Genomic DNA, 12,305 nt, shown 5'->3' on the forward strand with positions numbered 1-12,305 from the left:
ATCATATTTTGTCCGATTAAATTTGGTTAATTATTCACACTAAAGTGTTAATAATGAATGAGAATATGCTGATTTTATAAATTTTCTTTACTATTCACCCACTATTATTAAATAAAAATAAAAAAACCCCTCATTTGAGGGGTTTTTATTAACAGAAACTTACCGTACTTAAGCAAGACCTTTTGACTTTAAGACTTCAAACATAGTTGAGCCTAATTCAGCAGGACTACGGGTATAAGCCATTCCGGCTTTTTCAAAAGCAGCAAATTTCTCTTCTGCTGTACCTTTACCGCCCGAAATGATCGCGCCTGCATGTCCCATACGTTTACCTTTTGGTGCAGTCACTCCCGCGATATAACCGACAACAGGCTTAGTTACATTCGACTGGATATATTCAGCCGCTTCTTCTTCTGCTGTACCACCAATCTCACCAATCATGATGATCGCTTCAGTTTGCGGGTCGTCTTGGAACAGCTTTAAGCAATCAATTTGGTTCATGCCCGGAATTGGATCTCCCCCAATACCGATACACGTCGACTGACCTAGACCCAGCTTCGTGGTTTGCGCTACAGCTTCATAGGTCAGAGTCCCTGAACGCGAGATAATGCCGATTTTACCCGGTTGATGAATATGCCCCGGCATAATACCGATCTTACATTCACCCGGAGTAATAATCCCTGGACAGTTCGGACCAATTAGACGTGCATTGTTACCATAGGTTTCTAGGTAACGTTTCGCTTTTAGCATATCAAGTGTCGGTACACCTTCCGTAATCACAACGATCAGCTCTACACCTGCATCTATAGACTCAATAATTGAATCTAGCACAAATGGTGCAGGTACATAAATCGAGGTTGCCGTTGCACCCGTTTCACGCACCGCTTCTTTCATGGTATTAAATACGGGTAGATTCAAATGTTGTGTGCCGCCTTTACCCGGAGTCACCCCACCGACCACTTTTGTGCCGTAAGCAATTGACTGTTCAGAATGGAATGTACCGTTTTTACCGGTAAAACCTTGTACCAATACTTTGGTGTCTTTATTAACTAATACGCTCATGATCTCTACTCCCTTAGCCTTTTACTGCAGCAACAATTTTTTCTGCAGCATCAGCCAAGCCATTTGCAGAAATCAATTTCAAACCTGATTCATCAAGTAATTTTGCACCCAACTCTGCATTGTTCCCTTCTAAACGAACAACCACAGGTACAGTCACATTTACTTCTTGAACCGCTGCAATAATTGCTTCAGCAATCATGTCACAACGTACAATCCCACCAAAAATATTAATTAATACACCTTGCACAGAACTATCCGCCAAAATGATTTTAAATGCTTCAATTACGCGTTCTTTGGTCGCGCCACCGCCTACATCTAGGAAGTTTGCAGGTTGACCACCATAGAGTTTAATGATGTCCATGGTTGCCATCGCTAGGCCAGCACCATTGACCATACAGCCAATATTGCCTTCTAAGGCAACATAGTTCAGATCAAATTCTGATGCTTTCAGCTCACGCTCATTTTCTTGCGTTTTATCGCGTAGTGCTGCGATTTCTGGTAAGCGATATAAAGCATTTGAGTCGATACCAATTTTTGCATCCACACATAAAATCTCGCCATTTTCACGTACGGATAACGGGTTAATTTCAAATAAAGCAAAATCATTTTCAATGAATGCTTGATAAGCCGCAGACATGATTTTGACAAATTGATTCACTTGACCATCTTTTAGGTTTAAAGCAAACGCCACTTCACGTGCTTGGAATGGTAACAATCCAACTAGAGGATCTACTTCAACTTTAATAATTTTTTCAGGCGTTTCTTCTGCAACTTTCTCAATTTCAACACCGCCTTCAGTCGATGCCATAAAGGTCACACGACGGCTAGAACGGTCAACTACAGCACCTAGGTACAATTCACGCTCTACTGGATAAACATCTTCAGATACCAAAATACCGCTGACGGGTTGACCTAATGCATCTGTTTGATAAGTGACTAAGCGTGAGCCGACCATTTGGTTCACATAATCAGTGGCTTCTTGTGCAGATTTTACGACTTTAACGCCGCCTGCTTTACCACGACCACCTGCATGCACTTGGGCTTTGAGTACCGCAAACTTACCACCCAGTTGCTCAAAAGCTTTGACTGCTTCTTCTGCGGTAGTTACAAATACGCCCTCTTGAACAGGCATACCATATTTTTTTAATAACGCTTTAGCTTGATATTCGTGTAGATTCATTGAACAACCTTTTACTCTTTCTTCGCTTTGTTATGACCCATTAAAGCCCAGACATCCGTCAAAGCAGCTTTAACCTTTTTAAATCTTAAAATATTTCTTATCTTTATTTTTAGATGATTATTCAAATTAAAACAACCATCTGAAACAAAAAAGAGCGGCCTAAGCCGCTCTTTTTACATCTTATTTACGTTTACGCTGAATCGCGTGAATTGCACGTCCATCGACTGCAAGTGCAGCTTCGTGAACGACTTCAGAGAATGTCGGGTGACCGAAAGTCATTAACTGTAGGTCTTCAACACTTGATACGAACTCAAGTGCGATCATACCTTGGTGTACGATATCAGACGCTGCAGGTCCAATCACGTGCATACCGAGTAGACGATCTGTCTTCGCATCAGCAACAAACTTAACAAAGCCTGCGTTTTCACCAGCAGCCATTGCACGACCATTTGCAGCGAAACCAAATTGACCTGTTTTAACTTCGTGGCCTTTTTCTTTCGCTTGCTCTTCTGTTAAACCAACCCACGCCGCTTCTGGGTGTGTGTAAATTACAGAGATGATAGTGTCATAGTTCACTTGAGCTGCATGACCGTGGATACGCTCAACAGCCATTACGCCTTCTTCCATTGCTTTATGTGCAAGCATTGGACCACGTACCAAGTCACCAATTGCGTATACACCTTCAACTGAAGTTGCACACCAATCGTTTACTTCAACTAAACCGCGTTCAGTGAGTTTAATGCCTGAATCTTCAGCCAATAAACCTTCTGCATATGCTTTACGGCCCACACAAACGATCAATTTATCGAAAGTTTGAGTTTTGTCTTCGCCGCCTTGAGTGTACTTAACAGTAACTTCACGGCCATTGACTTCAGTACCAGCAACTTTAGCGCCAACACGGATATCAAGACCTTGTTTAGTCAATACTTTTTGGTAATCTTTTGCCAAAGCTTTATCAGCCATTGGTAAGAATGCGTCCATTGCTTCAAATATAACAACTTCAGAACCAAGACGACGCCATACTGAACCAAGCTCTAGACCAATGACACCCGCGCCAATTACGCCAAGACGTTTAGGCACTTCTGGAAACTCAAGCGCGCCAGTAGAGTCAACAATAATGTCTTGATCTACAGGAGCAACTGGAATATTGACTGGCACAGAACCCGATGCAAGGATTACATATTTAGGTTCTAAAATTTGAGTTTCACCTTCGTGAGATACAAACTCAACTTTCTTACCTGCAAGTAATTTACCTGTACCTTTTAACCATTCGATACCGTTGCCTTTAAGTAGGCCATCAATACCCATCGTCAATTGGTTAACAATTTTGTCTTTACGATCAAGCAGTTTTGCAAGATCAAATTTCACTTCACCAGTTGTAATACCGTGGTCATCTAAGTGATGAACGGTATCTTCATAGCGGTGAGATGAATCAAGTAATGCTTTAGATGGGATACAACCCACGTTTAAGCAAGTACCACCTAAAGATGGTTTACCTTTATGAATACGTTTTTCAATACAAGCTACTTTAAAGCCTAATTGAGCAGCGCGGATAGCAGCTTCATAACCACCAGGACCGCCACCAATAACAACTAAATCAAATTGAGACATGTGTATCTCCAAAAATGGGCTTAGAGGATCGCTCTAAGCCCATTGCATTATTCTGAAGTATTAAAGATCAAGGATTAGCTTAGCTGGTTCTTCTAACAATTCTTTGATTGTTACAAGGAAGCCTACTGCTTCTTTACCATCGATTAGACGGTGGTCATAAGAAAGCGCTAAGTACATCATTGGCAAGATTTCAACTTGACCATTTACAGCCATAGGACGTTCTTGGATTTTATGCATACCCAAAATCGCAGTTTGTGGCGTATTTAAGATAGGTGTAGAAAGCAAAGAACCGAAAGTACCACCATTAGTAATAGTGAATGTACCGCCAGTCATATCTTCGATACCCAATTTACCATCACGCGCTTTACCAGCGTATGCACGGATACCATTTTCAACTTCAGCATAGTTCATGCGGTCAGTATCACGAAGAACTGGAACTACTAGACCACGGTCGCTTGATACAGCAACACCGATGTCGTAGAAACCGTGGTAAACGATGTCATTGCCATCAATTGAAGCGTTTACAGCTGGGTAGCGTTTAAGTGCTTCAGTTGCCGCTTTAACGAAGAATGACATGAAGCCAAGACGTGCACCATGACGCTTTTCAAAAGCATCTTTGTATTGCGCACGCATTTCCATGATTGGTTTCATGTTTACTTCGTTGAACGTAGTCAACATTGCAGTTTCTTGAGTTGCAGCAAGTAAACGTTCAGCAACACGCTTACGAAGACGAGTCATAGGAACACGTTTTTCGATACGTTCACCAACAGCAACGCTTAATGGCGCAGCAGCAGGAGCAGCTGGTTTAGCTTGATGGTTTGCAACATCTTCTTTAGTGATGCGACCGCCACGGCCAGTGCCAGCAACGTCAGCAGCAGCAATGCCAGACTCAGTCAATGCTTTACGCACTGCAGGAGCTTGATCAGCAACAGGTTGAGCACGTTCAACAACAGGAGCAGCGCCCGCTTGAGTTTGCGCAGCAGCTTGTTCTACTTTCTCTTCTGATTGAACAGCTTGAGTTTGAGCAGCGCCAGAAGCAGCACCTTCTTCAAAAGTCGCAATCACTTCAGCAGAAAGAACTGTATCGCCTTCGTTTTTAACGATTGCAGAAATCGTACCGTCAGCAGGAGCTACAACTTCTAAAACAACTTTATCTGTTTCAATATCACAAATCACTTCGTCACGTGATACTGCTTCACCTGGTTGTTTATGCCAAGTTGCAACTGTACCGTCAGCAACTGACTCTGGGAATACCGGTGCTTTAATTTCGGTTGCCATTATTAAGAATCTCCTGTTATTCAGCTACGATAGCTAAAGCATCATTTACGAGCTGAGCTTGTTGTTTTGCGTGCAAATATGGTGAACCACAAGCCGGTGCAGCAGAAGCTTCACGACCTGCATAAGTAATACGAACTTGTTTGCCCGCTTTCATCACGTCGTCATAAAGACGCGGAGCGATGAATAACCATGCACCTTGGTTCTTCGGTTCTTCTTGAGCCCATACCAATTCTTTAACGTTTGGATATTGTGCCAGAACTTCAGCAAGACGTGCTTCTGGATACGGATACAATTGTTCAATACGAACGATTGCTGTGTTGTTCAATTCTTTTTCACGACGTTTTTCAAGTAAGTCGTAGTAAACCTTACCACCACAAAGCACTAGACGAGTTACGTCTGATTTGTTGATGTTGTCGATTTCATCAATCACAGTTTGGAATGAACCATTTGCAAGTTCTTCTAATGTAGAGGTTGCAAGTTTGTGACGAAGAAGAGACTTCGGTGAAGTCACGATCATTGGTTTACGGATTGGACGAAGTGCTTGACGACGCATCGCATGGTAAATCTGCGCTGGTGTAGTCGGTGTGATCACTTGCATGTTTTCTTCAGCACATAGCTGTAAGAAACGCTCTAAACGAGCTGATGAATGCTCAGGACCTTGACCTTCAAAGCCATGTGGAAGAAGCATAGTCAGACCGCATACACGTTCCCACTTAGTTTCGCCAGACGCGATGAACTGATCGATTACAACCTGTGCACAGTTTGCGAAGTCACCAAATTGCGCTTCCCAAATCACAAGGCTCTTCGGAAGAGTCGTTGCATAACCGTATTCGAATGCAAGAACCGCCATTTCAGACAATAATGAGTCATAAATAGCTGTACGTGGTTGGTTTTCTTTCAAGTTACATAATGGAATGTAAGTTGAACCATCTACTTGGTTATGAAGTTTTGCATGACGGTGTGAGAATGTACCACGACCAACGTCTTCACCTGTTAAACGAACAAGGAAACCTTCATCTAGAAGAGACGCGTAAGCTAATGTTTCAGCAGCACCCCAGTTCAATGGCATTTCACCAGTCTGCATTTTCAGACGGTCATCAATCACTTTAGCAACCTGACGTTGCATCACGAAGCCTTCTGGAAGCTCGCGCATTTTCGCACCAAGCTCTTTTAGACGTTCGATTGGGAAAGTGGTATCCCATTTGTCTGTGTATTCGTGGCCTAGGTAAGGTTTCCAGTCCACAAACATTTTTGTATTTGGCTCAAGTACCAACGCATTTGCAACGTGTTTACCTGCTTCAAGGTCAGAACGATACTGTTCAACCATTGCATCAGCAGAAGCGCGATCAATAACACCTTCTTGTACAAGCTTGTCAGCATAAAGCGTACGTGTAGTCGCTTTTTTATTGATGATTTGATACATCATTGGCTGAGTTGCAGCTGGCTCGTCGGCTTCGTTATGACCACGACGACGGTAGCAGAACATATCGATTACAACGTCTTTACGGAATGTATGACGGAAATCGTGTGCCAATTGAGAAACAAATAATACAGATTCAGGATCATCACCGTTCACATGGAAGATCGGTGCTTGGATCATTTTCGCGATGTCAGTACAGTATTCTGTAGAACGCGCATCACGTGGGTCAGACGTTGTGAAACCAACTTGGTTGTTCACGACGATATGAACTGTACCACCCACGGTATAACCGCGAGTTTGTGACATTTGGAAAGTTTCTTGGTTTACACCTTGACCTGCAAATGCAGCATCACCGTGAACGATGATTGGTAATACATCATCACCACCGATATCTTTACGACGTACTTGACGTGCGCGTACAGAACCTTCTACTACAGGTCCAACGATTTCTAAGTGTGATGGGTTAAACGCTAATGCCAAGTGAACTTCGCCACCCGGAGTCATGACGTTTGAAGAGAAACCTTGGTGGTATTTAACGTCACCAGAGCCTTTTTTATGCAGAGATTTACCTTCGAACTCACCAAATAGATCAGCTGGGTTTTTACCCATGATGTTTACAAGAAGGTTTAAACGGCCACGGTGAGGCATACCGATAACCACTTCTTTACAACCTACTGAACCTGCGCGTTGAATAAGTTCATTCACCATAGGAATGAAAGATTCACCACCTTCAACACCGAAACGTTTCGCACCAACGAATTTGTTACCAAGGTATTTTTCTAGGCCTTCAGCTGCAGTTAGACGTTCAAGGATGTGTTTTTTCTGGTCTGCAGTGTAGCCAAATTGACCACGAGTACCTTCAAGGCGTTGTTGAATCCAACGTTTTTCTTTTGTATCAACAATGTGCATGTATTCAACACCAATCGAAGCAGTATAAGTTGCTTCCATTGCTTGAACCATTTCACCAAGTGTTGCTTCAGACTTACCAATTGCAAGGTTACCTGTATTAAACACAGTATCTAAGTCAGACTGCGTTAGACCATGCGCAGCAAGATCTAGATCAGGCACGATTTCACGTTTTGCAAGACCAAGTGGATCTAATTTTGCGTTTTGATGACCACGGTTACGGTATGCAGCGATCAACTGTAATACACCGATTTGACGGCGTTCATGCTCAGAACTTACTGCACTTTGCACTACAGGCTGAACACGGCTTGAATTACGGCCTAATAATAGGAATTGCTCACGTACATTGCTGTGTGGTTGATCACCTTTCGGGAATTTATCGAAGTATTCACGCCAATCAGCCTCTACTGAGTCTGGAGCCGTTAGATACTGCTCATAAAGTTCTTCAATATACGCTGCACTGTCAGCGCTAAGTTCAGTGTCAAGACGCAGTGCGTCAGCAACTTCTTGCATTTGTGGACCCATTTCCTATTGCAAAACATTTCAGGATGCTTTTTAAGCGAACCCATGATTAGTAATGTCAAATTGGTAATATGACATTAGTCCCCATTAGGCTTAAGCCTTGAGGCGTTATCACTACATTAGGATTACCCAATGTGATTAATGAACAATAACGCCCTCAGCGGCATCATTACTCATTGAGAAATACCCGACATAAATCGGGCAATTTTTGCAAATCATCTTAGAAAAAATAAATTTTTCGCAATTATCTTTTCTAAAGCGACTTTATTAACATTTATATACCGTCTACAGCGCTTAAATTGTAGAAAAAATGTACCCAATTCAAAGTCATTTTTTACATATAGTGATACCTTAAATGCTAACACGTTCGAGCATTTCAATTGATTTTTTTGACACATACCTCTCATAAATTAGCGAAATACACTGTTTGTATTTTCATCTATGATATGGTGCTACATATAAAATGATCTTTCAATTAAGACAAAAGTCTACGTTCGATTTTTACCTCATCTCATATACAAAAACAAAAGAGAGCTGACATTCCTATCCTCTCTCTTTTTACTACGTTACATAATAACATCTTCTAATCCTTTTGACAGACTTGAACGAGCGTTTCATCAATAAATAACCATTTATCTATCACTTTATACTTTTAATTCACTACGTTTCTATGAAATCCATTTATAGCACTCTGCAATGACAGCGAATAACTTTCACTATCATCACTTTTATATATGACAAAAAAAGCGCACCCAATGGTGCGCTTCTTTTTACTGCCAAATCTATTAACCTAGATCTAAAAGCATATTACGGATGTGACCGATTGCTTTAGTTGGGTTAAGACCCTTAGGACATACAGATACACAGTTCATGATACCTTTACAACGGAACAATGAGAATGGGTCGTCAAGACGAGCCAAACGCTCTTGAGTTGCTGTATCACGAGAGTCAATGATGAAGCGATATGCGTTCAACAATGCTGAAGGACCCAAGAACTTGTCTGGGTTCCACCAGAATGATGGACATGAAGTTGAACAACATGCACAAAGAATACATTCGTACAAACCATCTAAATGTTCACGCTCTTCAGGAGACTGCAAACGCTCTTTAGGAGGCGCAGGCTGATTGTTGATTAGGAACGGATGGATTTTATTGTACTGATCGTAGAACTGATTCATATCTACAACCAAATCTTTAATTACTGGAAGACCTGGAAGTGGACGAATTGTGATCACTTCTGGTAAGTCGTTTAGGTTCCAAAGACACGCCAAACCATTTTTACCATTAATGTTTACACCATCAGAACCACAAATACCTTCACGACATGAACGACGGAATGTTAATGATTCGTCTTGAACTTTTAATGCTAGAAGTGCATCAAGCAACATACGATGCTTATCAGTCAACTCTAGTTTAAAAGTTTGCATGTACGGAGCTGCATCCTTATCAGGATCGTAGCGGTAGATATTAAATGTACGAGTACCTCTACTCATCTTACTTCTCCCAATTAGAATGTACGTGGTTTAGGCGGAATAGCATCTACAGATAAAGGCTTGTAACGTACTGGTTTGTACTCAAGACGGTTATCTACAGAGAACCATAAAGTGTGTTTCATCCACTCATCATCACGACGACCGTATGGGTAGTCAGCATGATCAGGTGGTAATTCAAAATCTACCACTGTATGCGCACCACGACATTCTTTACGTGCAGCCGCAGAAATCAGTGTCGCTTTCGCAACTTCATACAGGTTTTCAACTTCTAGAGCTTCAACACGCGCTGTGTTAAATACTTTAGATTTGTCTTTCAAGTGAATGTTACGTACACGTGGTTCGAGCGCAAGAATCTGTTTCACACCCTCTTCAAGAAGTGCAGATGTACGGAATACACCAGCGTGATCTTGAACGATGTCACGGATTGCATCTGCAACTTCTTGAGCATTTTCACCAGAAGTTGATTCATCAAGATGACGAACACGATTCAAAGTTTTTTCAAGAACAGTTGTAGGAAGCGGTGCATATTCATCACCGTGGTGTTTAGTTACATAGTCAACAATATGTTCACCAGCAGCTTTACCAAATACAACCAAGTCAAGCAATGAGTTTGTACCTAGACGGTTAGCACCGTGTACAGATACACATGAACATTCACCAATTGCATAGAAACCTTTCACTGGTTTAGTGAAATCACGGTCACCCGCATTGTGTGAGTACACACCAGTTTCTTTATTGTAGTTCGCAACCAAAGCTTCAGTTTCACGAGATACAGGAACAACCACTTGACCATGAATATTTGTAGGAATACCACCCATTTGGTAATGGATTGTAGGTACTACAGGAATTGGCTCTTTAGTGATGTCAACGTTCGCGAATTTCTTACCAATCTCAAATACAGATGGAAGACGTTTCATGATTGTTTCAGCACCAAGATGCGTCATATCAAGCAAGATGTAGTCTTTCTTAGGACCACAGCCACGACCTTCTTTAATTTCTTGGTCCATAGAACGTGATACAAAGTCACGAGGTGCCAAGTCTTTCAGTGTCGGAGCATAACGCTCCATGAAAGGCTCACCAGCATCGTTACGAAGGATCGCACCTTCACCACGACAACCTTCTGTCAACAATACGCCTGCGCCCGCAACACCTGTTGGGTGGAATTGCCAGAATTCCATATCTTGTAATGGAATACCTGCACGAGCTGCCATACCAAGACCGTCACCAGTATTAATATAAGCGTTAGTAGATGCACGGTAAACACGACCAGCACCACCAGTAGCGAACAATGTTGCTTTACCTTGGAATACTGCAATTTTACCTGTTTCTTGGTCAATTGCTGTCACACCAAGCACATCACCCTCTTCATTACGGATCAAATCAAGTGCGATCCATTCAACGAAGAATTGAGTACCCATTTTCACGTTGCTTTGATAAAGCGTATGAAGAAGAGCGTGACCTGTACGGTCGGCAGCAGCACATGCACGTGGAACTGGTTTTTCACCATAGTTCGCAGCATGACCACCAAACGGACGTTGGTAAATTGTACCGTCAGCGTTACGGTCAAATGGCATACCTAGGTGTTCAAGCTCATATACAACTTGAGGCGCTTCACGAGTCATAAACTCAATTGCGTCTTGGTCACCTAACCAGTCAGAACCTTTAACTGTATCGTAGAAGTGGTAGTGCCAGTTATCTTCTTGCATGTTACCAAGAGATGCACCAATACCACCCTGCGCTGCAACAGTGTGTGAACGAGTTGGGAATACTTTAGTCAGTACAGCAACTTTCAAACCAGCTTGAGCAAGTTGGTAAGAAGCACGCATACCTGAACCACCACCACCAACGATGACTGCATCGAAAGTTAGGTGTGGAATATTTGTGTAATCTTCTTTAGGGGTTATAGCGCCCATGATATTTTCCTATCAATTTGCCCAAAAAATCTGGATCGCCCAGATCGCGTATGCAAATACTGCAACAATCACTGCAGAAGTCAGCACTAAACGCAGACCGTTTGCTGAAGGACCCATTTGACGAGTAGTCACATAGTCAGTGAATACTTGCCACATACCAATCCAAGCATGCGCAACAAGAGATAAGACAGACAATAAAGACATAATCTTCATTGGTGTTGTCATCATAAAGCCATACCATTGCTCAAAAGTGAATCCGCTATTGCAAAGGATCCAGCCCAGTACAACAATAGTATAAACAGCCAATACAACGGCACTTACACGCTGGATAAACCAATCGCGAGAACCTGATCCTGTTAAACCTGTAGCACTTTTCATTAGAGAACAATCCATACAAATGCTGCAACAATACCGATTGCAGACAAGATCAATGAAATAGTAGCTGCGATACGACCACTTTGAAGTTCTTCAGCAACGCCAAGATCTGCAAATAGATGCTTGATACCACCAATAAGGTGATAAATTAAGCCGGCTACAAATACCCATACGACAAAACGCACAATAAAGCTATCAAACACAGCTTGAACTTGCGCAAAACCTTCAGGTGAAGATAAAGATTTGTCTAAAATCCAAAGAAGGACCGGTACGAGTAAAAATACGATAACACCTGATAGACGGTGTAAAATTGATGCAATAGCCACAGGGGATTTTAAGTTTACGTCTAAAACTTGACCCATGGACAAATTGACAGGTCTGTTGCTTTTCACAGCGGGCATCCTGTAAGTAAAAACTCCATCCGGAGTTTGTTGGAATTAATTCGTAGGAAAGCTAGCATAGTCAGACATTACAATATAATAAACTCTGCAGCTGTCTGATCTTATAAACGACAGGGAATTATAAAACGTGAACTTTCAAAACACAAA

General features: G+C 42.0%; 9 protein-coding genes. All 9 read right to left on the minus strand.

All coding sequences use genetic code 11. From position 1 onward, the window contains the following. Positions 1-168: 168 nt before the first annotated feature. The gene (gene sucD, locus FTU34_RS08905; protein WP_180024115.1) at positions 169-1,059 is read right to left on the minus strand and encodes a succinate--CoA ligase subunit alpha; all 891 of its coding nucleotides are present in this window, start codon (positions 1,057-1,059) and stop codon (positions 169-171) included. Positions 1,060-1,072: 13 nt separating this feature from the next. After that, positions 1,073-2,239 (minus strand): ADP-forming succinate--CoA ligase subunit beta, encoded by a 1,167-nt coding sequence (gene sucC / locus FTU34_RS08910; protein ID WP_078192988.1) that lies wholly within the window; start codon positions 2,237-2,239, stop codon positions 1,073-1,075. A 180-nt stretch (positions 2,240-2,419) separates the two neighbouring features. Continuing rightward, a complete protein-coding gene (lpdA, locus tag FTU34_RS08915; protein ID WP_180035365.1) occupies positions 2,420-3,850 on the minus strand; it encodes a dihydrolipoyl dehydrogenase in 1,431 nt (476 codons plus the stop codon). A gap of 60 nt (positions 3,851-3,910) precedes the next feature. Further along, complete coding sequence (gene odhB / locus FTU34_RS08920) at positions 3,911-5,128, minus strand: 2-oxoglutarate dehydrogenase complex dihydrolipoyllysine-residue succinyltransferase (RefSeq protein WP_111884404.1); 1,218 nt, start codon at positions 5,126-5,128, stop codon at positions 3,911-3,913. A 16-nt stretch (positions 5,129-5,144) separates the two neighbouring features. Then, positions 5,145-7,967, minus strand: coding sequence for a 2-oxoglutarate dehydrogenase E1 component (locus FTU34_RS08925; protein ID WP_180035408.1), 2,823 nt, complete (start codon positions 7,965-7,967; stop codon positions 5,145-5,147). 794 nt (positions 7,968-8,761) lie between these two features. Beyond that, positions 8,762-9,469, minus strand: coding sequence for a succinate dehydrogenase iron-sulfur subunit (locus FTU34_RS08930; protein WP_078189905.1), 708 nt, complete (start codon positions 9,467-9,469; stop codon positions 8,762-8,764). A 14-nt stretch (positions 9,470-9,483) separates the two neighbouring features. Next, entirely contained in the window at positions 9,484-11,382 is a 1,899-nt protein-coding gene (gene sdhA, locus FTU34_RS08935) for a succinate dehydrogenase flavoprotein subunit (RefSeq protein WP_078192991.1), read from the minus strand. Between the two features lie 12 nt (positions 11,383-11,394). Beyond that, the gene (gene sdhD / locus FTU34_RS08940) at positions 11,395-11,760 is read right to left on the minus strand and encodes a succinate dehydrogenase, hydrophobic membrane anchor protein (RefSeq protein ID WP_078192992.1); all 366 of its coding nucleotides are present in this window, start codon (positions 11,758-11,760) and stop codon (positions 11,395-11,397) included. Then, the gene (gene sdhC / locus FTU34_RS08945) at positions 11,760-12,158 is read right to left on the minus strand and encodes a succinate dehydrogenase, cytochrome b556 subunit (RefSeq protein WP_078192993.1); all 399 of its coding nucleotides are present in this window, start codon (positions 12,156-12,158) and stop codon (positions 11,760-11,762) included. Before sdhC ends, sdhD begins: the two co-directional genes overlap by 1 nt. Positions 12,159-12,305 lie beyond the last annotated feature (147 nt).

The sequence above is a fragment of the Acinetobacter sp. YH12094 genome (assembly GCF_013419295.1).
In the GTDB taxonomy this organism is placed as follows: domain Bacteria; phylum Pseudomonadota; class Gammaproteobacteria; order Pseudomonadales; family Moraxellaceae; genus Acinetobacter; species Acinetobacter amyesii.

What these genes read in the sequence shown, in the direction of transcription:
- lpdA (WP_180035365.1), bottom strand. Translation starts at nt 3,850, where the DNA reads ATGTCTCAATTTGATTTAGTTGTTATTGGTGGCGGTCCTGGTGGTTAT.
- sdhD (WP_078192992.1), bottom strand. Translation starts at nt 11,760, where the DNA reads ATGAAAAGTGCTACAGGTTTAACAGGATCAGGTTCTCGCGATTGGTTT.
- sdhC (WP_078192993.1), bottom strand. Translation starts at nt 12,158, where the DNA reads ATGCCCGCTGTGAAAAGCAACAGACCTGTCAATTTGTCCATGGGTCAA.
- sucC (WP_078192988.1), bottom strand. Translation starts at nt 2,239, where the DNA reads ATGAATCTACACGAATATCAAGCTAAAGCGTTATTAAAAAAATATGGT.
- FTU34_RS08930 (WP_078189905.1), bottom strand. Translation starts at nt 9,469, where the DNA reads ATGAGTAGAGGTACTCGTACATTTAATATCTACCGCTACGATCCTGAT.
- odhB (WP_111884404.1), bottom strand. Translation starts at nt 5,128, where the DNA reads ATGGCAACCGAAATTAAAGCACCGGTATTCCCAGAGTCAGTTGCTGAC.
- sucD (WP_180024115.1), bottom strand. Translation starts at nt 1,059, where the DNA reads ATGAGCGTATTAGTTAATAAAGACACCAAAGTATTGGTACAAGGTTTT.
- FTU34_RS08925 (WP_180035408.1), bottom strand. Translation starts at nt 7,967, where the DNA reads ATGCAAGAAGTTGCTGACGCACTGCGTCTTGACACTGAACTTAGCGCT.
- sdhA (WP_078192991.1), bottom strand. Translation starts at nt 11,382, where the DNA reads ATGGGCGCTATAACCCCTAAAGAAGATTACACAAATATTCCACACCTA.